At 74.0% G+C, this 22,302-nt stretch carries 29 protein-coding genes; 11 read left to right on the top strand and 18 right to left on the bottom strand.

The annotated features are described in order from the left end of the window. The first annotated feature begins 84 nt into the window (after positions 1–84). The 3 genes from BMY88_RS03450 to BMY88_RS03460 all read left to right on the top strand — a co-directional run bounded on the left by BMY88_RS03450 (position 85) and on the right by BMY88_RS03460 (position 1,293). Positions 85–291 carry a hypothetical protein gene (locus BMY88_RS03450; RefSeq protein WP_091940247.1) on the top strand — a complete coding sequence of 69 codons (207 nt, stop codon included), beginning with the start codon at positions 85–87 and terminating at the stop codon, positions 289–291. Between the two features lie 57 nt (positions 292–348). Then, the gene (locus BMY88_RS03455; RefSeq protein WP_091940249.1) at positions 349–591 is read left to right on the top strand and encodes a hypothetical protein; all 243 of its coding nucleotides are present in this window, start codon (positions 349–351) and stop codon (positions 589–591) included. A 159-nt stretch (positions 592–750) separates the two neighbouring features. Further along, on the top strand, positions 751–1,293 hold the full coding sequence (locus tag BMY88_RS03460; protein WP_091940251.1) for a hypothetical protein: 543 nt from the start codon (positions 751–753) through the stop codon (positions 1,291–1,293). A 215-nt stretch (positions 1,294–1,508) separates the two neighbouring features. On the opposite strand, the gene BMY88_RS03465 is transcribed toward BMY88_RS03460, so the two are convergent. The 5 genes from BMY88_RS03465 to BMY88_RS03485 all read right to left on the bottom strand — a co-directional run bounded on the left by BMY88_RS03465 (position 1,509) and on the right by BMY88_RS03485 (position 5,156). After that, positions 1,509–1,724, bottom strand: coding sequence for a hypothetical protein (locus BMY88_RS03465; protein WP_091940819.1), 216 nt, complete (start codon positions 1,722–1,724; stop codon positions 1,509–1,511). A gap of 36 nt (positions 1,725–1,760) precedes the next feature. Further along, complete coding sequence (locus BMY88_RS03470; protein WP_091940253.1) at positions 1,761–2,033, bottom strand: amphi-Trp domain-containing protein; 273 nt, start codon at positions 2,031–2,033, stop codon at positions 1,761–1,763. 66 nt (positions 2,034–2,099) lie between these two features. After that, positions 2,100–2,927 (bottom strand): YhjD/YihY/BrkB family envelope integrity protein, encoded by an 828-nt coding sequence (locus BMY88_RS03475; protein ID WP_170860944.1) that lies wholly within the window; start codon positions 2,925–2,927, stop codon positions 2,100–2,102. A 105-nt stretch (positions 2,928–3,032) separates the two neighbouring features. After that, positions 3,033–4,475 carry a DUF2252 domain-containing protein gene (locus tag BMY88_RS03480; protein ID WP_091940257.1) on the bottom strand — a complete coding sequence of 481 codons (1,443 nt, stop codon included), beginning with the start codon at positions 4,473–4,475 and terminating at the stop codon, positions 3,033–3,035. 177 nt (positions 4,476–4,652) lie between these two features. Then, positions 4,653–5,156 (bottom strand): DUF1269 domain-containing protein, encoded by a 504-nt coding sequence (locus BMY88_RS03485; RefSeq protein WP_091940259.1) that lies wholly within the window; start codon positions 5,154–5,156, stop codon positions 4,653–4,655. Between the two features lie 169 nt (positions 5,157–5,325). On the opposite strand from BMY88_RS03485, the gene BMY88_RS03490 reads away from it, so the two are divergent. Then, positions 5,326–6,270: a hypothetical protein gene (locus tag BMY88_RS03490; protein ID WP_139220387.1), complete on the top strand. Its 945-nt coding sequence runs from the start codon at positions 5,326–5,328 to the stop codon at positions 6,268–6,270. A gap of 19 nt (positions 6,271–6,289) precedes the next feature. Here BMY88_RS03490 and BMY88_RS03495 read toward each other — a convergent pair whose 3' ends face one another. Beyond that, entirely contained in the window at positions 6,290–6,787 is a 498-nt protein-coding gene (locus BMY88_RS03495) for an RDD family protein (protein WP_170860945.1), read from the bottom strand. A 161-nt stretch (positions 6,788–6,948) separates the two neighbouring features. Here BMY88_RS03495 and BMY88_RS03500 point away from each other — a divergent pair, with 161 nt between their 5' ends. Beyond that, entirely contained in the window at positions 6,949–7,419 is a 471-nt protein-coding gene (locus BMY88_RS03500; protein WP_091940266.1) for a hypothetical protein, read from the top strand. Between the two features lie 7 nt (positions 7,420–7,426). Further along, entirely contained in the window at positions 7,427–8,899 is a 1,473-nt protein-coding gene (locus tag BMY88_RS03505; RefSeq protein ID WP_091940268.1) for an MFS transporter, read from the top strand. Positions 8,900–8,912: 13 nt separating this feature from the next. Here the strand turns inward: BMY88_RS03505 and BMY88_RS03510 are convergent, their stop codons facing one another. Together BMY88_RS03510 and BMY88_RS03515 are read right to left on the bottom strand one after the other, a co-directional pair. After that, positions 8,913–9,296, bottom strand: coding sequence for a DUF1622 domain-containing protein (locus tag BMY88_RS03510; RefSeq protein ID WP_091940270.1), 384 nt, complete (start codon positions 9,294–9,296; stop codon positions 8,913–8,915). A gap of 21 nt (positions 9,297–9,317) precedes the next feature. Next, positions 9,318–11,147, bottom strand: coding sequence for a glycoside hydrolase family 15 protein (locus BMY88_RS03515; protein ID WP_091940272.1), 1,830 nt, complete (start codon positions 11,145–11,147; stop codon positions 9,318–9,320). Positions 11,148–11,323: 176 nt separating this feature from the next. Between BMY88_RS03515 and BMY88_RS03520 the strand changes: the two genes are divergently transcribed. Together BMY88_RS03520 and BMY88_RS03525 are read left to right on the top strand one after the other, a co-directional pair. Continuing rightward, complete coding sequence (locus BMY88_RS03520; protein WP_211435471.1) at positions 11,324–11,890, top strand: potassium channel family protein; 567 nt, start codon at positions 11,324–11,326, stop codon at positions 11,888–11,890. A gap of 135 nt (positions 11,891–12,025) precedes the next feature. Then, complete coding sequence (locus tag BMY88_RS03525) at positions 12,026–12,448, top strand: DUF7144 family membrane protein (protein WP_244524429.1); 423 nt, start codon at positions 12,026–12,028, stop codon at positions 12,446–12,448. 60 nt (positions 12,449–12,508) lie between these two features. Here the strand turns inward: BMY88_RS03525 and BMY88_RS03530 are convergent, their stop codons facing one another. Continuing rightward, entirely contained in the window at positions 12,509–13,072 is a 564-nt protein-coding gene (locus BMY88_RS03530) for an HdeD family acid-resistance protein (RefSeq protein ID WP_170860946.1), read from the bottom strand. A 220-nt stretch (positions 13,073–13,292) separates the two neighbouring features. Here BMY88_RS03530 and BMY88_RS03535 point away from each other — a divergent pair, with 220 nt between their 5' ends. Together BMY88_RS03535 and BMY88_RS03540 are read left to right on the top strand one after the other, a co-directional pair. Next, positions 13,293–13,556, top strand: coding sequence for a lipopolysaccharide assembly protein LapA domain-containing protein (locus tag BMY88_RS03535; RefSeq protein ID WP_170860947.1), 264 nt, complete (start codon positions 13,293–13,295; stop codon positions 13,554–13,556). Positions 13,557–13,624: 68 nt separating this feature from the next. Then, on the top strand, positions 13,625–14,116 hold the full coding sequence (locus tag BMY88_RS03540; RefSeq protein ID WP_139220388.1) for a hypothetical protein: 492 nt from the start codon (positions 13,625–13,627) through the stop codon (positions 14,114–14,116). Here BMY88_RS03540 and BMY88_RS03545 read toward each other — a convergent pair. Together BMY88_RS03545 and BMY88_RS03550 are read right to left on the bottom strand one after the other, a co-directional pair. Next, the gene (locus tag BMY88_RS03545) at positions 14,113–15,471 is read right to left on the bottom strand and encodes a hypothetical protein (RefSeq protein WP_091940284.1); all 1,359 of its coding nucleotides are present in this window, start codon (positions 15,469–15,471) and stop codon (positions 14,113–14,115) included. The two genes, BMY88_RS03540 and BMY88_RS03545, sit on opposite strands and share 4 nt — an antisense overlap. 45 nt (positions 15,472–15,516) lie before the next feature. Then, positions 15,517–15,903, bottom strand: coding sequence for an SHOCT domain-containing protein (locus tag BMY88_RS03550; protein WP_091940285.1), 387 nt, complete (start codon positions 15,901–15,903; stop codon positions 15,517–15,519). A gap of 202 nt (positions 15,904–16,105) precedes the next feature. Between BMY88_RS03550 and BMY88_RS23690 the strand changes: the two genes are divergently transcribed. Next, on the top strand, positions 16,106–16,264 hold the full coding sequence (locus tag BMY88_RS23690; protein ID WP_170860948.1) for a hypothetical protein: 159 nt from the start codon (positions 16,106–16,108) through the stop codon (positions 16,262–16,264). A gap of 88 nt (positions 16,265–16,352) precedes the next feature. Here BMY88_RS23690 and BMY88_RS03555 read toward each other — a convergent pair whose 3' ends face one another. The 7 genes from BMY88_RS03555 to BMY88_RS24080 form a co-directional block, all read right to left on the bottom strand. Next, complete coding sequence (locus BMY88_RS03555) at positions 16,353–17,360, bottom strand: aldo/keto reductase (RefSeq protein ID WP_091940287.1); 1,008 nt, start codon at positions 17,358–17,360, stop codon at positions 16,353–16,355. Positions 17,361–17,451: 91 nt separating this feature from the next. Beyond that, a complete protein-coding gene (locus BMY88_RS03560; RefSeq protein WP_091940289.1) occupies positions 17,452–18,696 on the bottom strand; it encodes an ABC transporter substrate-binding protein in 1,245 nt (414 codons plus the stop codon). Between the two features lie 102 nt (positions 18,697–18,798). Next, positions 18,799–19,671: an NAD(P)-dependent oxidoreductase gene (locus BMY88_RS03565; protein WP_091940291.1), complete on the bottom strand. Its 873-nt coding sequence runs from the start codon at positions 19,669–19,671 to the stop codon at positions 18,799–18,801. Further along, positions 19,668–20,159, bottom strand: a complete 492-nt coding sequence (locus BMY88_RS03570) for a nuclear transport factor 2 family protein (protein ID WP_091940293.1) — start codon at positions 20,157–20,159, stop codon at positions 19,668–19,670. Before BMY88_RS03570 ends, BMY88_RS03565 begins: the two co-directional genes overlap by 4 nt. 34 nt (positions 20,160–20,193) lie before the next feature. Further along, a complete protein-coding gene (locus BMY88_RS03575) occupies positions 20,194–21,072 on the bottom strand; it encodes an NAD(P)-dependent oxidoreductase (RefSeq protein WP_091940295.1) in 879 nt (292 codons plus the stop codon). Then, positions 21,069–21,542 carry a VOC family protein gene (locus BMY88_RS03580; protein WP_091940297.1) on the bottom strand — a complete coding sequence of 158 codons (474 nt, stop codon included), beginning with the start codon at positions 21,540–21,542 and terminating at the stop codon, positions 21,069–21,071. The genes BMY88_RS03575 and BMY88_RS03580 overlap by 4 nt, the downstream gene beginning before the upstream one ends. A gap of 125 nt (positions 21,543–21,667) precedes the next feature. Next, positions 21,668–22,261, bottom strand: a complete 594-nt coding sequence (locus BMY88_RS24080) for a TetR family transcriptional regulator (protein WP_211435472.1) — start codon at positions 22,259–22,261, stop codon at positions 21,668–21,670. Positions 22,262–22,302 lie beyond the last annotated feature (41 nt).

Consider the following 22,302-nt stretch of genomic DNA (forward strand, 5'->3'; position numbering starts at 1 on the left):
CGGGGTGACGGCTCCCGGCCGCGACCGGCTCAGGGTGGTGCCGGGCGGAGCCGCCATCCTCGGCGGCCGCGACGGAGGTCGACGATGCCGGATCGACGCTATGAACTGCGGGTGACGGGGCGGCTGTCGCAGCGGGCGCGCGATGCCTTCGCCGACCTGGACGTCTCCGAGGTGACCGCCGAGACGGTCATCACCGGGCTCGTCCACCAGGACCAGCAGCTGCACGACCTGCTCGCCAGGGTGCAGTCGCTGGGGCTGCACGTCGTGTCCGTCCAGCAGGTGGCCCCCTGACCCCCGTGATCGCTACCGTCGCCCCGGGCGGGGGCGCGCGAGCCGGAGGGGGGCAGGGTGCCCAGCGACGAGGAGCTGTTCGAGCGCACGCTCGCGTTCTCCGACACGTACGCCTCCGATGACGGCGCCGTGACCATCCGGCGCTCCCGCGCCGGGAACGGGTACTCCACCGCCCGGTTCACCGGCCACTGCGCGGTCTGCGCGGGCGACGGCCTCACGCCGCACGAGGGCGAACCGCTGGAGGACCTCACCGAGGCCGCACGGTTCGCCGCGGCGCACCGGCACGGCGAGGTGGACTGACCACCGGCTCCGGCCCCCTGTCCCCCGCCGCCCGGCCCGCTCATCCCTCCGAGGCGAGGTGAGCGGGTGCGGCGGCCACGAGGCTCCGCGTGCCGGCCTTCCGGCCCGTCGCGCGAGCCGAGCGCCGAGGGCCACCGGCAGGGACGACGAGGAGACGACATGGCGATAGGACCCGTGCAACTGGTCGTGCTGGGATTCCCGACCCCGGACTTCCACGGCGAGATCATCGACGAGCTGGAGCGACTGAGGCAGAGCGACACCGTCCGGGTGATCGACGCGCTCGCGGTGTACAAGACGCCCGAGGGCGAGCTCGAGGCGGCGCACCTGAGCAACCTCTCCGACGAGGAGGCCATCGAGCTCGGCAGCGTGGTCGGGGCGCTGATCGGCCTCGGCTTCGACGGGGAGGAGGGTGCCGAGGCCGGCGCGCTGGCCGGCGCCCAGGCCGCCGCCGACGGGATCAGCGCCTTCGACGACGCCGATGCCTGGGACGTCCTCGAGGACATCCCCAACGGATCGGCGGCCGCGCTGCTGCTGCTGGAGCACCACTGGGCGGTCGGGCTGCGGGATGCGGTCGCGCGCGCCGGCGGCTACCGCGTCAGCGACGGCTTCATCAGCCCGCTCGACCTGATCGGGGTGGGTCTGCTGACCGCTGCCGAGGCGGCCGAACTGCACGCGATCGAGTCGGCCTCCGTGTCCAGCTGACCCCGGCCGGTCCACCCGGCTCGGGGCCTTCGACACGCGGAGAGGAGGACGGCATGTTCGGTTCACGCAGGGTCGCCCGGCGCACCGCCAGGCGCACCGCGCGACGCACCGGCCGCCGGGTCAACCGCCGTCGCGGCTGACGCGGCGCAGCCCGGGCGCGCACCGGCCCCGATCCCGCGCCGGCCGACCTCGGTCCGGCGGGACCGGGGTCGGTGTCAGTGCCGGCCCGACAGCACGCGCCGGGCCGAGACGACGACGAGGCCGAGGATCCGGCACTGCGCGACGATGCCCAGCAGGTGCGACTCGTCGATCACCTCACCGCGCAGCGTGGCTCCGGTGCGCGCTTCCTCGATCCGCATGTCGCAGAAGGCCTCGCGCGCCTGCTCGGTGAGCGGGCCGTCCACGCGGAACTCGTACAGGGCCGGTGTCATCACGTGCCCTCTCCGTCCGGCGGGTCCACGGGCGACTCAGGACGCCGTGGAGCCGTTCGCGTGTGCGCGTCCACTGGCCGGCTCCGCGGTGGACCACTTCAGCTCGAACTCGAGTTCGACCTCGTCGCCGTCGACCTCGACCTCGGCCTCGCACCGCACCTCGTCGGGAACGTCCATCTCGACGGTGCTGCCGGCCAGGCGGATGGTGACCCGGCCCTCCCCCGCGAGCGCCTCGGCGAGGTCGGCCACCCAGCGGGCCGCCTCCTTCCGGGCCATCGTGACCTTCCGCTCCACCTTCACGTCGGACATCCCGGGCTCCGTTCCTCGCCGGCGGTGGGGACTCCCGGAGCCTGCCGCGGACGCGGCCGCCCCGCCTCATCCGCGACGCATGAGCGCACCGGGGCCGGCCGGGTCGGCCAGGTCTGCCTCCCCGACCCGCGGCCCGGGGGCCCACGGGGCGCGCAGGCGCCGGGCCCACGGCTCCGGCGCCCGGTCGAGCTCGGCGGCCACCACCGTCGCCGCGACGATGATGACCGCCATGGCGAGCAGCCACCCCACCAGCGCGAGGGTCACCCCGAACAGCCCGTAGCGCCGGCTGTAGGACTCGAGCAGATCGGGCATGTACACGGTCGTCGCGACCCCGTAGAGGCACGAGCAGGCGGCGGTCAGGACGCCCATCGGGACCAGCCGCCGCCACTCGATGCGCCGGTCGAGCAGCAGCCACGGCACCGTCGTCCACACCAGGAAGCCCGCGAGCCCGGAGACGACCACGACCAGCACGTCGGGGTACGGCAGGGGCTCGACGACGTCGCGCGCCAGGTAGAGCAGCGCGATGCCGAGCAGGAGGGCCGCCAGCCCGGCTCCGGCGTGCGCGGTGTGCGCGAGGCCGGGCCGCGGCTCGAACCGCCAGGCCTGCTCGTACATGTGCTGCATGCGCCGGGTGAGGCTGATCCCGGACAGGACCAGGAGCAGGACGCTGAGGGTGCCCGTCGCGCCGTCGCCGGTGTTCGCGAACAGCTGCCGCATGGCCGCGGCGGTGTCGCCGGTCAGCCGGAACCTGCCCACGAGGGCGTCGGCGACGACGTCGCCCTGGTCGACCGGGGCGAGGGCCGCCACCAGCAGGACGAGCGGCACGAGCGCGGTGAAGGCCTGGGAGGCGATCGCCAGCGCCCGGTCGATGCCGCGCAGGGCCAGGAAGGTCACGAGGCACCGGCCCGGGAACGTCGTCTCCAGGCGGCGCAGGATCGCCGCGGCCCCCTGCCGGTTCAGCGTCGGCCTCCCCTCCGGTCCGGATCCGGTCGCGGCAGGTCAGACGCCGGCCTCGGCGGTGATCCGGCCGGCCGCGATGGCCTCCACGAGGGCCAGGTGGTCGCGCTCGTTCTGGTCGGCGTAGGCGTCGGCGAACTCCCGGACCGCCTCGTCGAAGGCGGGGCCACCACCCAGGTACGCGGCCAAGGCGACGCGGTCGCCGGACCTGGCGTGCGCCCGGGCGAGGGTCCACCCGCAGATCTCGCCGTAGGCCACCATCCCCTCGGGAACCATCGCCTCGACCTCGACCGAGCCCTTCCAGTCGCGCAGCTGGCGGACGTAGAAGTCGCGCGGGACGCCGTCGAGGCCGGGCACCCGGACGAAGCCGAGGAAGATGTCGCTGACCGCCTGCATCAGCCGCTGGCCGACGACGACCCGCTGGCCGGCGTTGTCGAACCCGCTCGGGCCGGCGAAGGCCTCGAGCACCGACGGCCCCGCCTCCTTCGCCTGGAGGAACAACGGGTACGTGTCGTCCTCGAGGAACAGGAACATCCAGGACCGCGTGCCCACGCTGCCGACGCCGACCACCTTCCGTGCCAGGTCCACCAGCCGGTACCGGTCGAGCAGCACCCGCCGCTCGGGTTCCAGCGTCTGCGCGTAGGTCCACAGGATCTCCCGGACGCCGTCCTCCGCGGCCCGCGCCTCGGCCGGGTCGGCGATCAGGTCCCGCAGCGGAACGACCAGCGGCGGCTCGGCGTCGATCTGCGCGACGCCGTCGTGGACCGCGGCGAACCGGCTCAGGGCGCCCATGTTGTCCTTGGTCTGCGCCTTCGCCGCGGTCTTCGCGAGGGTCTTGCGCTGGCGGTCGGTGAGCGGCCGGGAGATCACGTCCTGCACGCGGGCCATGTCCGCGTGCGCGTACCAGACGCCGAGCGCGTCCATGCCGGCGAACTCGCGCATCGCCCGCCGGTACGCCGCCACCGCGGCCAGGACGATCCGCCGGCGGGCCTTGGCCGGGTAGCCGTTGGAGCGGCCCGCGATCTCCAGGCTCGCGGCGAGCCGCTTGACGTCCCACTCCCACGGTCCGGGCGTGGTCTCGTCGAAGTCGTTGATGTCGAAGACCAGGCGCCGCTCGGGGGAGGCGAACAGCCCGAAGTTGGACAGGTGCGCGTCGCCGCAGGCCTGCACGGTCAGCCCGGACCGGGGCGTGCGCGCCAGGTCGCTGGCCATCGGCAGGGCCGCGCCGCGGAAGAAGGCGAACTCCGAGGACGCCATGCGCCCGTACCGGATCGGCAGCAGCTCCGGGACCCGGTCCAGTCCCTGCCCCTCGAGCAGGCTGATCGGATCGGCGCGGTCGGGTCCCGGCGTGAACTGGGCGTGGCTCTCCCGGGGCACCTCCGCGCGCGCCGCCCTCCCCTGCGCGGCACGCCGTTCCCGCGGCGCCGGCGGGGTCGGTGCGGGGGTCGCGGCCCGCTTGCGGCGCGTCGTGGTGCTTCTCGTCATGGGATGTCCCTCGTCGGTCGGCGGCCCCCGCTGCGCTGTGCCGGGGACGGTGCCCCGGCGGTGCCGGGGGGGCATCCCCCGGCGGAGGTGAGGACGAGCGGGCGGTGCGGGGAACGCGTACCCCGCACCGCCGCCGGCCGGCCGCGCCGGCCCGGCTGCCCGGCCTCGGCCGCTCGGCTACTCGGCCTCGGCCTCGGCCTCGGCGAAGGCCTCGCGCAGCGCGGCCTCCTGCTCGTTCGAGAGGTTGGTGGACACCAGCGTGGCGCCACTGTGCCGGAACTCCTCGATCACCTTGTCGGCGACGACGTGCGAGGTCATCACGAACAGCGCGGAGGTGCCGGGCGTGACCTGCTCGCGGACCTCGCGGATGAACTGGTCGTCGATGCCGACGTCGGTCATCGACCCGGCCAGCGCACCCATCGCCGCACCCACGGCCATGCCGAGCAGCGGGACGAAGAAGATCAGCCCGAACAGCAGACCCCAGAAGCTGCCGCCGAGCGCGCCGCCGCCGGCGGTGCTGTGCAACTGCTCGGTCTTCGGCCGCTTCTTCCCGTCGGGCCAGTAGACGTAGGCGCCGTCGACGATCTGCAGCAGTTCCTCCTTCTGCATCCGCTCGAGCATCGCGAGCGCGTTCGCCGCTCCACCGGCCGAGTCGAACTTCCAGACGGTCAAGGTCGCCATGCCAACTCCTGGGCTGCGTCGGAGGGCAGCCGGGGCCGGTTGCCCGCGCCGCGGGCCGGCATCGACGAGCCCGGCGGCGGCGTCCCCGGAGTGTGCGAAGCGCGGCGAGCGCCCGGCATCACCCGCTCCGGATGACGAAGGCGGCGCCGGGGCGGGGGACGCTGCCGCCGTGGACCTGGACCGGCGACGGCGCGGCGCTCCGGTAGGACGGCGGGAGCTGCGGCATCTCGACCTGACCATCGGGCTGGGGGTCCGGCGGGTGGGGACCTCAGCGCTGGGCGCGGTGACCGCGGGCGTGGCCGGCGCCGTGGCACGGACGATCCGCGTGCTGCCGGGCGGCGCCGACCGGCTGGCCGCCGGGCTGGCAGCCGGGCTGGACGACCGGGCGCAGCGGATGCGGGAGCGGCTGGCCCGGGCGGCGGCCGAGGCGGTGCGCTGGGCGGCGGAGGCCGCGCTCACCGCGCTCGACGTCACCGACCTGGTCCGCCGGCACGTCGACCTGGACACGCTCGCGGCCGCGCTCGACGTCGACGCCGTGGTGGCGCGCACCGACCTGGACGCCGCCCTGGACCGGCTGGACCTCGACGGCCTGATCGCGCGGGTGGACCTCGACGCGGTGCTGTTCCGCGTGGACCTCGACGGGGTCGCCGCCCGCCTCGACGTCGACGGTCTGGTCGGGCGCGTCGACCTCGACACGATCCTGTCCCGGGTGGACCTCGACGCGGTCCTGCACCGCGTGGACCTGAACGGGATCGCGGCCCGCCTCGACCTGGACGGGCTCGCCGCCCGGATCGACCTCGACGCCGTCGTCCGCCGGATCGACCTCGACGCCGTCGTGCGGCGCATCGACCTCGACGCCGTCGTGCGGCGCATCGATCCCGACGCCCTGGTCTCGCGGGTGGATCTCGACGCGGTCCTCGCCCGGCTCGATCTGGTCGCGCTCACCCGTTCGGTGCTCGCCGCCGTCGACCTCCCGGAGATCCTGCGGGAGTCCAGCAGCGCGGTGTCCTCCCAGGCGGCGCGGGTCGTGCGCACCGAGGGGATGCAGGCCGACGAGGCGGTGTCCCGCTGGGTCGACCGGCTCCTGCGCCGTCCCCATCCCGCACCGTCGTGACGCCGGGGCGGCGCCGAGTTCACGCGGAGGTGACCGCCGGGCTGCCGTCGGCGGCAGCGGCCACGAAGGGGTGCACGTCGTAGACGACGACCGACCGGACCAGCAGGTCCTGCAGCGAGCGGCGGCCGGGGCTGATCGCGCACCAGAGCAGGCCGGCGGGGAAGACCACGCAGGCCAGCGCGCGCAGTCCCGAGCGCGCCCAGCCCAGCAGCCCGTGTCCCTCCGACAGGACCCGCAGCCCCAGGAGGCGGGCGCCGTAGGTCCGGCCCGCCACGGCCCAGGCCACCGCCAGGTAGACCACCGCGAGTGCCGTCAGCGCCGTCGTCGTCGCCAGGAGGGAGATCTGTGGCCACCGGAAGTCGCGGGGGGACCACACGAAACGGATCCCCGCCGCGGCCAGGTCGGCGGCGACCGCCAGGAGGACGACGACGAGCGCGTCCACGCAGGCGGCCAGCAGCCGCGTGACGACGCCGGCGTGGGCCCGCCGGGGCGGGTGCTCCGAGCCAGGAGGACCCATCTGCGCCACCTCTCCGCCGCCGGTCCGGCGCAGCGTGCCCCCCGACCCGGTGGCCCGCCTCCCCTCCCCCGGATGAACCGCCGACCGGATGGCCGTCCCCCGGCGGCCGCTCATCCGCGGCGGGCGATCCCCGCCGCGTTCCCCGCCGCGACCCTGCACGCATGCGACTGCCGCCCGCGGGCCTCCTTCTCGTGCTGCTCACCGGCGCCCTCGTGGGGGGCTGCTCCGACGACGACCCCTCGCCGGGTGCGGAGTCGACGAGCGCCTCCCCGACCGGATCGGCCTCGGCGTCCGCCGCCACCGGCACGGCGGCGCTGTGCTCCTCCCTCACCGACCTGCGGACCTCCGTGGGCGCCCTGGCCGACGTGCCGGTGCGCGACGGCGGCATCTCCGCGGTGCAGGACGCGTTGGCGGCCGTGCAGGACGACGTGGAGCAGGTCGTCGACGACGCCCGGGGCCAGTACCGCTCTGAGGCCGACGCGCTGAGCACCAGCGCCTCGGCCGTCGGGAGCGCGGTGAGCGACGCCGCCGCGAACCCGTCGGCGGCCACCCTCCAGGCCGTCGGCACGGCGGTCACCACCCTCGTGGACGACGTCGGCTCGCTCGTCGACGCCGTCGGCTCGACCTGCTGACGCCGCCATGACGAAGACCGCAGCCCCCGGGCCCGGCGTCGCATCGGTCGCCGGTGCGGTCGTCCTGCCGCTCGCCCTGGCGCAGTTCATCTGCAGCTTCGCCGGGTCCAACATGAACGTCGCCATCACCACGATCGCCGACGACCTCGACACCCCGGTGTCGAGCATCCAGACGTCGATCACGCTGTTCACGCTCACGATGGCCGCGCTGATGATCCCCGGGAGCAAGCTCACCGACATCTGGGGCCGCAAGTTCTGCTTCATCGCCGGTCTGCTCGTCTACGGCGCCGGCGCCCTGATCGCCACGTTCGCCCAGGGCATCGGGCTGCTGATCGTCGGCTACTCGGTGCTCCAGGGGATCGGGTCCGCGCTGCTCATCCCCCCGATCTACATCCTCGTGACCGTGCTGTTCCCGGACCTCAGCACCCGCGCCAAGTACTTCGGGGTGGTGAGCGGCGCGGCCGGCATCGGCTCCGCCGCGGGGCCGCTGATCGGCGGCCTGGTGACCAGCGCCATCAGCTGGCGGGCCGCCTTCGTGCTCCAGGTCCTGGTCGTGGCGGCCATCGCCCTGCTGGCCCGGCGGATCGTCGACCCGCCGCTGCCCGCCGAGCGGCCGCACTTCGACCTGCTCGGTGCCGTGCTGTCCGCGCTGGGCCTGTTCTTCGTGGTGTTCGGCGTCCTCCAGTCCGGGACCTACGGCTGGGGCAGCTCGCGGGAGGACTTCACCATCGGCGACGTCGTCCTGATCCCCGCCGGCGGCATCTCCCCGGTGTGGATCCTGGCCGCCATCGGCGTCGTCTTCCTCGGCTGGTTCGTCTGGCACCTGCGGCGACGGGAGGCGGCGGGCCGGGCACCGCTGGTGTCGCTGGGCCTGTTCCGCAACCGCACGTCCAACCTCGGCCTGACCACCCAGACCCTGCAGTGGCTGGTGCTCCAGGGCTCGTTCTTCGTGATCTCGGTGTTCCTCCAGCAGGTCCGCGGCTACTCCGCCATCGAGACCGGGCTCATGCTGCTCCCCGCCACGGTCGGCGTCCTCGCCACGTCGGCGATCGCGGGGCGGATGGCCAAGCGGCACTCCCCGCGCCGGCTGATCCGCGGCGGCTTCGGCCTCACGGTGATCGGCCTCGGCGTACTGCTGGCGCTGGCCCGCGAGACCTCCGCGGTCTGGACGTTCGCACCCGGCCTGTTCCTGATGGGCGCCGGGGTCGGGATCATGCTCACCGCCTCGGTGAACCTGGTGCAGTCCAGCTCGCCGGAAGAGGTGCAGGGCGACATCTCCGGCGTCTCGCGGAGCGTGTCCAACCTGGGCTCGTCGCTCGGCGTGGCGATCGCCGGATCGGTGCTGGTCGGAGCGGCGACCCCGGGCGGGACGCCGTTCGCGACGGCGCTGGTCGTCGTCGGCGGCTTCGCCGTCATCGGCTTCGTGGTGGCCCTCCTCATCCCCCGCGCCGCGAAGGACCGCCGATCCGCCACCCCCTGAGGGGGCGCCCCGGTCAGGGATCCGGCGGGCGCGGGTCGGCGGACCCGCCCTCCTGGGCCCGTCGGCGCCAGGGCACGACCCCCTCGATCTCCGTCTCGAGCGAGAAGCTCAGCACGGTCCGGATCGCCACGATCCCCGCCAGGACCAGGACGCTCTCCAGCGTCGCCTCCACGGCAACGGTCCGGAGGAGGTCGGCGGCGACGAGCAGCTCCAGGGCCAGCAGGATGGCGCCGCCGAAGGACTGCCGCAGCACGCGGTACGCCGGGTGCGGGCCCGGCGTGCGGCCCCGGGCCCGGACGCCGAGCACCACCGACACGACGAGCCCCACCCCGAGGACGACGGCGGCGATCCCCTCGAAGGCCTGGGCCACCCGGTCCATGGCCTCCTCGAAGGTCACCGCCGCGGTCCCCGGTGCGGGTCAGCCGCCCGCGCGGTCCATCGCGGCGTCGAGGGTGACGGCCGCGTCGATGAGGGCTAGGTGGGTGAAGGCCTGCGGGAAGTTGCCGATCTGCTCACCGGTCAGGGCGATCTCCTCGGAGTAGAGCCCGACGTGGTTGGCGTAGGTCAGCATCTTCTCGAACGCGTTCCGGGCGTCCTGGACACGGCCGGCGCGGGTGAGGGCGTCGACGTAGGCGAACGAGCACAGCGAGAAGGTGCCCTCCGACCCCTGCAGCCCGTCCGGCGAGGCCTCGGGGTCGTAGCGGTAGACCAGGCTGTCGGTGACCAGTTCGTGGTCCATCGCCTCGAGCGTGCTCAGCCACAGCGGGTCGGTGCCGGCGACGAAGCCGACCGTCGGCATCCGCAGCAGCGAGGAGTCCAGCACGTCGGTCTCGTAGTGCTGGACGAACGCCCGCCGCCGGGGCGAGAACCCCTGGTCCATCACCTGCCGGTAGATCCGGTCCCGCTCCGCGGTCCACCGCTCGAGCGCGGCCGGGCGGCCGTGCTCGACGGCCATCCGGATGCCCCGGTCGAAGGCGACCCAGCACATCACGCGCCCGTAGGTGAACGCCTGCCGGCCGCCGCGGGTCTCCCAGATGCCCTCCTCCGGCTGGTCCCAGTTGTCGGCCAGCCAGTCCAGGACGCCGCTGATCGTCGCCCAGCCGCGGTGCGGGACCTCGACGCCGGCCCGGCCGGCGGCGTACAGGGCGTCCAGTGCCTCGCCGTAGATGTCGAGCTGCAGTTGCTCGGCGGCGCCGTTGCCGACCCGGACGGGTGCCGAGTTCCGGTAGCCGGACCAGTGGTCGAGCACGTCCTCCTTGAGGTCGGAGGACCCGTCGATGCGGTACATGATGTTGAGCGGTCCGCTGTCGCTGCCGGCCCGCTCACGGATCCGGTCGCCGAGCCAGCCCCCGAAGCGGGCGGCCTCGTCGACCATGCCCAGGCGGAGCAGCGCGTGCACGGAGAACGACGCGTCGCGCACCCAGGTGTAGCGGTAGTCCCAGTTGCGCTCGCCACCCAGCTGCTCGGGCAGCGCCGCCGTGGGGGCGGCGACCAGGCCGCCGGTGGGCGCGTAGGTCATCAGCTTCAGGGTGATCGCCGACCGCTGGATCGACTCCCGCCACCGGCCGGTGTAGCGGGACCGGGACAGCCAGGTGCGCCAGAAGTCCACCGTCCGGTCGAACAGCTCCTGGATCTCGGCCACGCGGATCGCCCGCGCCGGCCCCGTCGCGGCCGACTCCAGCACGACGCCCCGGGTGTCCCCCGCGACCAGGTCGAGGGTCGCGTGCAGATCCTGGTCGCGCATCGACACCCGGGCCTTCCGCTCGTCCTCGGGCTCGCGGACGACGTGCAGGGTCAGCGCCGTCCCGTTGGCCGTGAAGACGGCGCCCTGGTCGCCGACCTCGGCGCGGTGGGGGTGCCGGCCGTAGTCGAACCGCGGGGCCACCTCGATCTCGAATCTCATCTCGCCACGGACGCACTGCACCATCCGCACGATCCGGTGCGTGTCGGTCGCGGTGCTCCCGGCCGGCGGCATGAAGTCCACGACCTGGCCCAGGCCCGATGCGGTGAAGAAGCGGGTGACCAGCACGGCGGTGTCGGCCAGGTACATCTGCCTGGTCGTGTACCCGGTTCCCGCCGGGCGGATCCGGAAGCGGCCGCCGCGCTCGCCGTCCAGCAGCGCGCCGAACACGCTCGGCGAGTCGAACCGGGGGCAGCAGAACCAGTCGATCGCCCCGTCCGTGCCGACGAGCGCGGAGGTCTGCAGGTCGCCGATCAGGCCGTGGTCGGCGATCGCGGTCTCGGTCATGGCCGTCTCCGTGGGGTCCGCCCGGGAGCGCGCCGCCGATCGGCCCGCCCGGAGCCCGCAGGCTGCCGCCGCCGGTCCCCGGCCGGCACCACCCGCCCCGGACGAATCCCCCGGCCCGGGCGATGCGGCGCCAGGGGCGAGCGCCGACCGTTCCGGCGACGCGAGGGAGGTCCGCGGTGGCCGATGGACGCGCTACCCCGCCGCCCGCGGGGCGGACGATCGCCGGGTCGCTGCTGCGCTCGGCCGCGACGACGGCGGTGCTGCTCGTCCTGTACTACGACGCCCCACTGGACCGGCCGCTCGACGGCGCCACCGGCCTGCTCTTCCTGGTCGCCCTGGGCCTGGTCGGCGTGGTCGTCGCGGTCCAGCTCCGCGGGATCCTCCGCTCCCGGCAGCCGAGGCTCCGGGCGATCCGCGCGGTGGCGGTGACCCTGCCGACGCTGTGGGTGGTGTTCGCCTCCGCCTACTGGGTCGTCGCAGCGGAGCAGTCCGGGGCCTTCACCGAGCCGCTGAACCGGACCGACGGCCTGTACTTCACGATCACGGTGTTCGCGACCGTCGGGTTCGGCGACATCGCGCCGGTATCCCAGCTGGCGCGGGTCCTGGTCACCGTCCAGATGCTCGTCGGCCTCGTGACCGTGGGCGTGCTGGCCAAGGTCGTCCTCGGCGCCGTCCACACCGCCGTCGCCCGGCGCGAGGCCGAGGACGTCCCGGCCGCCGAGGAGCTCCCCGACCGCTCGTGACGTCCGGCTTCACCCACAACGCATGACGTCCCGACCGCGGGCGGGCGGGACGTTGGGCGCCAGCCGGGCGTTCGGACCCGGTCCGTCGCACCCGAGGAGTCCCCGATGGCCGCCGTTGGCTCGTCCCGTCCGGAAGTGGACACCACCCGCGTCGCCTACAACAACGGCTCACCACCGACCGGCTGGACCGGCTGGGTCGTGTTCGCCGGCGTCATCATGATCATGCTGGGGTTCTTCCAGGCCATCCAGGGCCTGGTCGCGATCTTCGACGACGGCTTCTACCACGTGACCGAGAGCGGCCTCGTGATCGACGTCGACTACACCGTCTGGGGCTGGGTGCACCTGCTCCTGGGGATCACGATCTTCGCGGCCGGGATCGGCGTGCTGGGGGGCAACATGCTGGCCCGCATCGTCGGCGTCGGCCTGGCCGGGCTCAGCGCGCTCGTCAACCTCACGTTCATCGAGGCCTACCCCGTGTGGAGCGTCATCATCATCACCGTCGACGTGCTGGTGATCTACGCCCTGACCGTGCACGGACGCGAGCTCCGCGACACCTGACTCCTGCCGTGGGCGCGGGGACCGGTCGCACGACCCGGCTCCCCGCGCCCCGGCCGCGCGCTAGATGCCGGACCGCGGGGTGAGGAACGCCGCCGTCAGGACGATCAGGCCGAACACCAGGATCTGGGCGCCGAGCAGCAGCGACAGGACCAGCACGGTGGCCTCGGGCCAGGTCAGGACCAGCACACCGACGACGACGTTGACGGCCCCCGCCAGGGCGAGCCATCCCCAGCCGGGGATCTCCGCCCGCTCCAGCAGGGCGACGGCGACCCGGCCGATGCCGTGCAGCAGCAGCGACACCCCGGTGAGCACGGCCAGCGTCCACAGCGTGACGTCGGGCCAGAAGGCCGCGAGGAGCCCCCCGACGACCAGGACGGCGCCCAGCACCGTCGTCGTGCCGCGCCGGTCGGTGTCCCATCCCACCGCGATCTCCAGGAATCCGGTGACGACGAGGGCGAGGCCGAGGAGCAGGGCCAGGGTCCGGGCGGCGGCGACGGGGTTGGCCAGCAGCACTCCCCCGACGACGACCGCCGCTGCGCCGAGGACCGCCAGGGCGATCCGGCCGGCCCGTGAGTGCCGCACGGGCGGGGCACCCGGGGATGCGCTCGACACCTCAGCGCTCATGGTCGCTCCTCTTCCCGTGCGTCCGTGGACACGCCGACCGCGTCCCGGCCCGAGGGTCGCCGGGTGCCGGCCGCCGCACCTCATCCGCGGCGGATGAGGCGCGGCGCCGGCGCCGGCGCCACCGTCGTTCCGACGGACGAGGCGGCTGCGCGCCGTCGTGCCGACGGAGGAGGCGGTCATGGCCCAGGCGGGTTCCCGGCCGGGAGGCACCACCGGCCCCGTGGACGCACCCGGACGCGCCCGGCTGGGCGGTGGGGTGATAGCCACGCTCGTCGGGGCCGGCCTGCTCGTCGTCTTCGTGGTGCAGAACCGCAACGACGTGCGGTTCGACTTCCTCCTCTGGGGCTTCACCTGGCCGCTGTGGCTGTTCACCCTCGTCTCCGCCGCCGTCGGCGCGGTCCTGTGGATCGGGCTGGGGGTGCTGCGCCGGCACCGTCGGCGGGTGGCCCGGCGGGAGGACCGGCGGGAGGACCGGGCCGGCTGACCCCGCGGCGGAGCCTCACCCCGGACAGGCGGTGCGGCGCCCCGACGACGCCGGTGACCCTGGCGGGCATGCGCCCGACCCTCGCGACGCACCTCGGCTCGCGCCAGGTCGCGCGCGTGGTCTACGGATCGATCATCGGGCTCGCCCTGGTCGTGGTCGTCGAGAGCCATCCCCCGCCCACCGGGGTGGTGATCGGCTGGTTCCTCGGCAGTGCGGCCGCGGTCGCGCTGGCCGAGCTCTACAGCGAGATCATCGGCTTCGAGACGCGGGAGCGGCGCCGCGTGGCCCGGGCCGAGGTGCGGGAGATGCTCGACGACGCCCTCGCGGTCGCGTTCGGCGTCGCGTTCCCCGACGTCTTCTTCGTGCTGGCGGCCCTGAGCGTCATCGAGCTCGACACCGCCCTCACCGTCGCCAAGTGGAGCGGGCTGGCGCTCATCGGCTTCTACGGCTACTGGGCGGCCCGGTTCTCGGGTTCCCGGGTGCCGCGCGCGCTGCTCCAGGGGGCCGGGATCGCCCTCGTCGGTGTCGGCCTCATCGCGCTCAAGGCCTTCCTGCACTAACGCGCCGGACCCGGCGGCGGCGCCTCCCGCGAGGCCTCCACCCGGTCGGCCGGCGCGGTCGCCGGCCGGGCCAGGAACTCGATCACGGCCAGCACCACCAGGAGCAACGCGGCGATGACCAGGATCGCCGCGCCCGTGGGCTCGGTCAGGAACACGAACACCAGGACGGCGAGCGCCACCGCGGCGATCCGCAGGCCCCGCACGTGCCGGCGCGCCCAGGTGCCGACCCGCCCGTCGGGCGACGGTCCGCCGCGGATGGAGTGCAGACGTTCCTTCGTCCAGCTCCGGATGCCCACCGCGGTCTCCGACCGGCCGGCGAGGAAGCCGGCGAGCGCGAGCACCAGCCCGAGCACGAGCAGCGCACGGAGGCCGTACCGCAGGTAGGTGACCACGATGTCGAAGCCCGATCCCGCGGCCGGCGCCGCGGCGGCCGGCACCGCGTCGACCAGCAGGCTGCGGGCGACCAGGAGACCCGCGGCGAGGACCACCATCGACAGGGCCAGCCCCAGGCCGGTACCGACCAGGGCGCGGAGCCGGTTGCGGGCCAGGTAGATGCCCGCGACGAACAGGAGCAGCACGACCCAGGGCAGCACGCCGGCGACCGTGTTCAGGGTGTCGTAGGCCGTCTGCGCGCGCACCAGGGTGTCGGCCTGGGCCAGCTCCACGGTCGGATTGACGTCCGGGATCAGCGAGACCGCGGTCAGCCCCGCGTCGCTCAGCCGCTCCTTGACGAGGTCGACGAACGGGCCGAGCTGCAGGTACACCGCGCCGTCCTGGACCACGACGCCGTCACTGTCGCCGGACAGCACCGCGTCCAGCCGGTCGTGCGCGGTCGCGATCGCCCGGTCCCAGACCGCCTCGAACGCGGGACCGGCCACCAGCTGGGCGATGCGCTCGCGGACGAAGTTCTCCACGGCGGACGTGATCGTCGGGGTGAACGTCCCGAGCCGGTCCACCAGGAGCGGCGGCACGCCGACGCCCTCCAGCGCGTCGACGGCGTCGTCGGCGAGCGTCTGCACGTCGACGTAGGTGAAGACCGTCTCGGTGAGCCGGCCGGTGAGCGCCGACTGCACGTCCGGGTCGTCGACCAGGGGGCCCACGCTCCGCACGAAGCGATCGGTGTCCGACAGCTGGTTGTTCGTCCACACGGCGAGGCCGGCGACCGGGGCCAGCACGCAGCCGAGCACGATCAGCACGACCGCCACCAGGGAGCGCCACCGGAACCCCGTCCGCGGCCGCGGACCCACGTGCAGGGCCTGCACCTCGCGGCGCAGCCGGTCGAGCTCGGCGCGCTCGTCGACGGTCAGCGGAGGATCCGGGCGGGAGGGGGCCACGGGACGGTCCAGCTGGGTCATGGCCGGTTCCTCCGTCGCGTGCGGGTGCCCGAGAGGGCGCAGCGGTCAGACGAGCGCCTTGCTCTTCAGCGCCTCGTACTCCGACTGGGAGATCGCGCCGGCGTCGAACAGCGCCCGCGCCTGCGCGATCTGGTCCGTGGGGCTGGCCGGGGCGGGGCGGCCGGCGACCTGGCGGATGTACTCGTCCCGCTGGCGCTCCTGCTCCTCCGCGCGCGCCACCGCCCGTCGCGCCATCCCCTGCCCGCGGACGATCACGTAGACGAGGGCGGTGAGCAGTGGCAGCAGGATCAGTCCGAGCACCCACACGGCCTTCGCGAACCCCGAGACGTCCCGATCCCGGAACAGGTCGTGGATGATCGAGAAGAGCAGGATCAGGTAGGCGACGAACGCGTAGCCGATGATGATGAACCACACCACGTCCCAGAACGACATCTGACGCACCTCTCGACAGGCCGGACGGATGCCGTCACGGCCCCGACGGATCCGGTGGCAGCCTGGGCGCAGCCGGGGGCGTCCGCCTCACCTCACCTGGGTGAGCCCGCCCCGCCGGGCCCGGCCCGCGCGCTCGGAACGACGACGCCCGGCCGGGTGGGTGGGACCCTCAGCGGATGGACGACGCCCGAGGGTCGGTCCCATGAGCGCGCTGGCGTTCGCTGCAGCCGCGGCCTGGGTGTGCGTCGTGGCCGTCGTCCGGGGGCGGTCCCCCAGGAACCGGCTCGCGCTCGGCTGGCACCGGATGCACCGCCGCTGGCAGCGGGGCGCGACGCTCGCCGGGCACGGACCGGGCCGGTGATCGCGGCTCTCGGGTGACGCCGGACCGACCCTGCACCGGCCGCGCGCGGCACCGGTGATGAAGGCGACCTCGCCCTGGACGCGACCGGTCAGGACTCGGCTCCGTCGGCTTCGCGGGCGACGATGGCGTCCACGGCGGCGCACTCGTCGGGGGTCAGCAGCCAGTCCAGCGCGGCTGCGTTGGCGGTGACCTGTCCCGGGCTCGTGACGCCGGTGAGGACCGAGGCCACGGACGGCTGGGCGGCCACCCAGGACAGGGCCAGTTCCAGCAGCGAGTGGCCGGAGTCGGCCGCGAACGCGGCGAGCTCGTCCACGGTGGTCAGCCGCGCGTCGGACAGCAGCGGCTGCTTGGACATGACGCCGTCCCGGAGGATCGTCGCCACGAGGGCGTCGGAGGCCAGCCGGGAGTCCGCCGGCGGGGGCTGCCCGCGGTGGTACTTGCCCGACAGCAGCCCGCTGGCCAGGGGGAAGTAGGCGAGCACGACGGTGCCGGTCCGGGTGAGCGCGGCGAGCAGCTCGTCGGCCGGGCGCTCGAGCAGGCTGTACTGCAGCTGGCAGGAGCGGAACGGGCGGCTGCCCGAGCGCTGCACGGCCGCGGCGGCGTCGTGGACCTGCTCGGGCGCGGCGTTGCACCAGCCGATCTCGCGGACCTTGCCGTCGGCGACGAGCCGCGACAGCGCCTCGAGCACCTCGTCGACGGGGGTGTCCGGGTCGGGGAAGTGCTGCTGGTAGAGGTCGATGCGGTCGGTGCGCAGCCGGCCGAGGCTCGCCTCGACGGCGGCGATGATCCGGGCCGCTCCCCGCTCGCCGGGGTTCCCGGCGTCGGAGTTGAGGAACTTCGTCGACAGGACGGCCTCGTCCCGCCGCGCCCCGAGGGCCGCGCCGATCAGCTCCTCCGAGTGCCCCTCGCCGAGGAACGAGGTGATGCTGTACTCCTCGGCGGTGTCGACCAGGTTCACCCCTGCGTCGAGCCCGGTCCGCAGGATGCGGTCCACCTCCCCGGCGTCGCAGCCGCGGCCGAAGAAGTTCGTGCCGAAGTTGTTGCCGCCGATGCCGAGGACCGAGACCTCGAGCTCGCCGATCTGTCGTCGTCTCATGTGCTGCTCCTGTCGGGGGGACGGGCGGCGGTCGCCGGCCCCGGCGCGAGGAGCCCTCGCGCCGGGGCCGGCAGGTCGGCGTGCGGCATCTCTACTCGATCAGGGCACCGCACAGCGGGGACGCGCCTTCGACGGGCACGAACTCCTCCCCCTCGAGCGTGACGAAGTACTGGCACAGCTCGTCCACGCTGTCGGTCGTGAAGTCCACGGTCTGGGGGAAGAGGCCGTTGCTGTCCCAGGTCGCGTCACCCTGGAGGAAGGAGATGAACTCCGCTCCCGACGCGTCGCAGCCGGCCCCCTCCAGGCCGTGGAGCAGGAGGTCGGTGTCGTTCCAGCCGGCGATCTCGGTGTAGGTGGGGATGCCGGTCGCGGAGCCCTGGTCCTGCAGCGCGCTCTGCAGCTGCCGGGTCGCCTCGGTCTCCAGCTCGACCGGGGCGTAGGCGATCGAGAAGCTGACCCCCTGGGCCGCCTCGACCGCCGGTGCCGATTGGAGCAGGTCGTTGCCGTAGCCGGTGGCGGCGAGGATGGCCGCCATCTCGATGTCGGCCTGCCTCAGCCCCGTCGCGATGGCCAGGGTGGTGTCGAGGGTGATCGGCAGGTACAGCGCGTCGGCGCCGGAGTCCCGGATGCCGAGGACGATCGCGCCGACGTCACTGCTGCCGAAGGGCACGTCCTTGTTCACGTAGCCCTCGTCGATCCCGACCGCCGCCGCGGAGTCCACGGCCGCCTGGAGGGCGTTCTGCGAGCTCTCGCTGACCCCGAACGCGGCCCCGCCGATCCTCGTCGCCCCGACGGTGTCCAGGTACTTGCCGATGGTCTCGTACACCGCGCCCGGGTTCTGGATGGGCGTGGCCGGGAACAGGTTGTTGTCGGTCTGCACCCACACCGGGTTCTGGTCCGAGGCGTCACCGAGGACGGGGACGTCCTGGGCCTGGGTGGTCAGGTACTGGGCCGCGCCGAAGGTGAAGGCACTCGCGGACAGCACCGCGTAGACCTCGTCCTGCTGGATCAGCTTCTGGTAGGCCGACAGCGCCCCCGCCGGGCTGGACGCGTCGTCGGCGACGACCACCTCGAAGTCCACGTCCGAGCACGCGCCGCCCTCGTCGGCGTACGCGGCCAGGCGGGCGTCGACGCCACGTTGCGCCGCGTCGCCGTACGTCGCGGCGGTCGGCCCGGTCAGCGAGGTCACCACACCGATCGTGATGCTGTCCGGGGTGCCACCGGCCCCGCCCCCGCCGCTGTCCCCGCCGTCGGACTCGTCGTCGCCGCCGCAGGCGGCCATGGCGAGCAGCACGGCGCACGTCGCGCCGATCGCCTTCAGGTTCCTCGTTCGCATGGTCCGTCGTCTCCTCGTCGTCGAGCGAGCGTGATGGGGTGTGCGGTGTGCGGTGTGCGGTGAGCGGTCGTGCGATGGGGCCCGGGGCCCCGCTCCGGGCGGCTACACCCGGGTCTCGGGCAGGTCGGCCATGAAGGCCCACCAGTACTGGCCCTTGCCGAAGGTGGCCGCCGCGCTGGGGGTGTCCACGCTCCTGGCCAGGGCCTCGGCCAGTGCGAGGTCCTTGACCCCGTTGGCCGCCTGGACCTGTCGCTGGGAGAGCTCTGCGCGGTCGGCGGGGGCACGGCCGGCACGCATCCCGATGGCCGTCATGAGCGGCGTCCAGACGCCGTTGCGCTCCATCACGGCCCGGACGACGTCGGCCGGCACGGAGGTGAGGGCCGCGAGCCGGAGCGCCTCCTCGGCGACGAGGATCTGCATGAGCGACGTGAGGTTGTTGATGATCTTCATCGACATCCCCGAGCCCAGCGGTCCGACGCGGATCGTGTCGGTGGCGTAGGCGTCGAGGAGCGGGCGCGCGCGCTCGACGACCACCTCCTCGCCCCCGACCATCGCGAGGACGAACGGGGCGTCGGCGCCGTCGTACCGGGTCACCGTCACCGCGGCGTCCACGAGGTCGACGCCCCGGACCCGGCACCGGTCCGCGGCCGCCCGGACGACCTCCGGGGCCACGGTGCTGTGCACCATGAGCAGGCTCCCCGGCGCCAGGACCGGCAGCAGCGCGTCCACGCACTCGTCGACCTGTTGGGCGGTGCGGACGCAGATGCCGACGACGTCGGCGCCCTTCCCGGCGTCCGCGACGCCCGAGCCCAGCGTCGCCCGGCCGCGGAAACGCTCCAGGACCTCGGCCGACGCGTCGTACACCGTCAGGTCGCCGACGCCGGCCAGCCGGGCCGCGAGCCGGCCTCCCATGGCGCCCAGTCCGACGAAACCGATCGTCAGCGCGGTCGTCGGCCCGTTCCCCCGGTCCGTCACGCCGACCCGGCCGTCGCGGTCGGGAGCGTGTTCGGGACCTGATCGAGCCGGATCCGGGTGTTGCGCTTGGAGCTGATCCGCCACCGGCCGTCGGCGCCCTTGCGGTAGGTCTCCTCGTAGTGGCCGTAGCCCTTGATGCCCTCGGGCTTCCCGGGCATGAGCACGTAGTCGAACATCGACCAGATGCCCTCCGCCTCGGTGTCGCTGAGGATCGTGATCTCCGGCATGTGCCCGTGGTGGACGGTCATCGCGTCGGCCAGGAACTGCGGGACCTGCTCGAGGTAGTCGGCGTTGCTCGTCGGCGGGCGGTTCGCCTCCTGCGGGAGGTGGTGCAGGCAGTCCTCGGTGAACAGGTCCCGCCAGGCCTCCCAGTCCTTGAGGTCGATGAGCCGGAAGTAGCGGGCCTTGAGCTGCTTGATCTGCTCGATGTCCCACAGCTCCTGCACGAGCTGGGCCGTCGAGCGATCGCCGTCCGCGGACTGCGACATGGTGGGGTCCTCTCCTGCGCTGCGTGAGTGGTGCTCAGTGGTCCTTCATCGCCGTCTGCGCCGGACGGGCGGCAACGGCGCTCCGGCCGGGTGGGGCTCCCCCGCGCAGGACGCCCTGCTCGACCGCGGCCGAGGACAGCACCCCGCCGATCGCGCCCAGGTCGACGCCGGTGCGCTCGGCGATCTCGCGCACTACGAGGACGTCCTTGAGCATCAGCTCGGCCAGGTGGTCGCCGACCGCGGTCACGCCCATCCCCGCGACGATGCCGAGCGCCCGGCTCGCGCCGCTGCCGTGCTGGACCGCGGCGAGGATGGCGGCCTCGTCGATGCCGAGCTGCCGCGCGACGCGCACGGCGTCGATCGCGAGGCCGACCTGCGACACGAACAGGGCGTTGTTGACCAGCTTCACCCGCTGGCCGTTCCCGAGCCCGCCCACCGGCATGACCGGCGACGCGTAGGTCTCCAGCAGCGGCCGGACCTCGGCCAGGACCCGGTCGTCTCCGCCCACCCACAGGGTGAGCCGGCCCTCGGCGATGTCGTGCGGGCCACCGGACAGCGCCGCGTCCAGGACCCGGGCGCCCCGGGCGGCACCGGCCTCGGCCAGCACCTGCAGGGTGCCCGGGTCGCAGGTGGTGTGCTGGACGAGGACCGCGCCCTCCGGCATCGCCGCCAGCCCGTCGCCCTCCCCCAGGAACGCGGCCCGCACCTGCGCGTCGTCGAGCACGACGCAGAACACGACCTCCGCTGCGCGGACGGTCTCGGCCACGGTGCCGGCGCACGTCAGGCCGTCGGCCTCGGCGGCCGCGCGCGCCTCCGGACGCCGGGCCAGCACGGTGACGGCGTGGCCGGCGGCGACGAGGCGGTCGACGATCGGCCGGCCCATCCGGCCGGCCCCGACGAACCCGATCCTCATGCCGGTGCCGACCAGCCCGCTTCACTGCCCGCCCGCATCGTGGAGGAGACGAGCTCCACGAAGATGCCCTGCGGCCCGCGGTGGAAGGCGACCGAGGCGACCGGGTCGTCGGGGAACGGGAAGAGCCGGGCCTCCTCCTCGTAGCCGGCCGCGGTGAGCCGCCGGGAGTCCGCCATCGGGTCGTCGGACCAGAACCCGAGGTGATGCATCCCGCCCCCGGCGCGCCAGAACGTGTCCGGCTTCTGCACCGTCAGCTCCACCCGCACCGGGCCGCTGGTGGCGAAGACCGAGTCGAACCTCAGCGTCCGCCGCGTCCCCCGCAGCTCCACCGGGAACTCGGCCTTCCGGCGCTGACCCCACTGGACGCCGAAGAGGGCGCCGTACTCCTCCATCGCGGCGCCGACGTCCTCGACCACGATCCCCACGTGGTACGGCTCCCCGTTGAGCACATTCCTGACCTCGTCGAGCACGGGAACTCCTCCGGTCGGGACACCGGTACGACGGGTCGGACCCGATCGACACGGCTGGATGGACTGGGTCCAGACCGTAGATCGGGTCTAACGAGAGCGTCAAGGTTTCCCGACGGGTCCCACCGCTACCCCGTCGCCGGCGACAGCTGTACCGACAGGCGGTCGAACGTGTCGGCGAGCTCGACCGCGAAGGGGCGGGCCGGGCTCGGCGTCCACTGCACGTGCGCGGTGTCGGACACGATCAGTGCGACGTTCAGCAGCAGCGCCGCGTCGCGCTCGGCTCCCGGGGCGGTCCGCCGTCCGACGAATTCCCGCAGGTCGACGTAGAACGGGTGCGTGTGACCGGCCGAGTGGGCGTGCAGCTCGGGTGACCGGTCGTACAGCGCCCGCACCTTGAGCGCCTGGTCCGCGGAGAGCGCGGCGAAGTCGACCAGGATCGCGACGAGGGAGTCCCACAGCTCCTCGTCCGCCGGCCGGTCGAACAGCCCCGACCAGGCCTCCCGATCCCCCGGCGCGGGGTCCTGGATCACGGCCAGCTTGCTCGCGAAGTAGTTGAAGAACGTCGCGCGGGAGACGCCCGCCGCGGCGGCGATGTCCTCGACGCTCACCGCGTCGAAGCCGCGCTCGGCGATCAGCCGGTACGCCGCCTCGCGGATGGCCAGCCAGGTCTCCCGGCGCATCCGCTCGCGGACGGGGACGACCGGCTCAGGCGCGCTCACCGGGGCATCATCCCGTGCCGCCGCGCCCTCGTCCGCAGCGA

The organism is Trujillonella endophytica (genome assembly GCF_900110555.1).
GTDB classification, from domain to species: Bacteria; Actinomycetota; Actinomycetes; order Mycobacteriales; family Geodermatophilaceae; genus Trujillonella; species Trujillonella endophytica.

Coding starts and splice junctions, on each gene's coding strand:
- BMY88_RS03450 (WP_091940247.1), top strand. CDS start 85: ATGCCGGATCGACGCTATGAACTGCGGGTGACGGGGCGGCTGTCGCAG.
- BMY88_RS03460 (WP_091940251.1), top strand. CDS start 751: ATGGCGATAGGACCCGTGCAACTGGTCGTGCTGGGATTCCCGACCCCG.
- BMY88_RS03465 (WP_091940819.1), bottom strand. CDS start 1,724: ATGACACCGGCCCTGTACGAGTTCCGCGTGGACGGCCCGCTCACCGAG.
- BMY88_RS03470 (WP_091940253.1), bottom strand. CDS start 2,033: ATGTCCGACGTGAAGGTGGAGCGGAAGGTCACGATGGCCCGGAAGGAG.
- BMY88_RS03480 (WP_091940257.1), bottom strand. CDS start 4,475: ATGACGAGAAGCACCACGACGCGCCGCAAGCGGGCCGCGACCCCCGCA.
- BMY88_RS03485 (WP_091940259.1), bottom strand. CDS start 5,156: ATGGCGACCTTGACCGTCTGGAAGTTCGACTCGGCCGGTGGAGCGGCG.
- BMY88_RS03495 (WP_170860945.1), bottom strand. CDS start 6,787: ATGGGTCCTCCTGGCTCGGAGCACCCGCCCCGGCGGGCCCACGCCGGC.
- BMY88_RS03500 (WP_091940266.1), top strand. CDS start 6,949: ATGCGACTGCCGCCCGCGGGCCTCCTTCTCGTGCTGCTCACCGGCGCC.
- BMY88_RS03505 (WP_091940268.1), top strand. CDS start 7,427: ATGACGAAGACCGCAGCCCCCGGGCCCGGCGTCGCATCGGTCGCCGGT.
- BMY88_RS03515 (WP_091940272.1), bottom strand. CDS start 11,147: ATGACCGAGACCGCGATCGCCGACCACGGCCTGATCGGCGACCTGCAG.
- BMY88_RS03530 (WP_170860946.1), bottom strand. CDS start 13,072: ATGAGCGCTGAGGTGTCGAGCGCATCCCCGGGTGCCCCGCCCGTGCGG.
- BMY88_RS03540 (WP_139220388.1), top strand. CDS start 13,625: ATGCGCCCGACCCTCGCGACGCACCTCGGCTCGCGCCAGGTCGCGCGC.
- BMY88_RS03545 (WP_091940284.1), bottom strand. CDS start 15,471: ATGACCCAGCTGGACCGTCCCGTGGCCCCCTCCCGCCCGGATCCTCCG.
- BMY88_RS03550 (WP_091940285.1), bottom strand. CDS start 15,903: ATGTCGTTCTGGGACGTGGTGTGGTTCATCATCATCGGCTACGCGTTC.
- BMY88_RS23690 (WP_170860948.1), top strand. CDS start 16,106: ATGAGCGCGCTGGCGTTCGCTGCAGCCGCGGCCTGGGTGTGCGTCGTG.
- BMY88_RS03555 (WP_091940287.1), bottom strand. CDS start 17,360: ATGAGACGACGACAGATCGGCGAGCTCGAGGTCTCGGTCCTCGGCATC.
- BMY88_RS03560 (WP_091940289.1), bottom strand. CDS start 18,696: ATGCGAACGAGGAACCTGAAGGCGATCGGCGCGACGTGCGCCGTGCTG.
- BMY88_RS03570 (WP_091940293.1), bottom strand. CDS start 20,159: ATGTCGCAGTCCGCGGACGGCGATCGCTCGACGGCCCAGCTCGTGCAG.
- BMY88_RS03575 (WP_091940295.1), bottom strand. CDS start 21,072: ATGAGGATCGGGTTCGTCGGGGCCGGCCGGATGGGCCGGCCGATCGTC.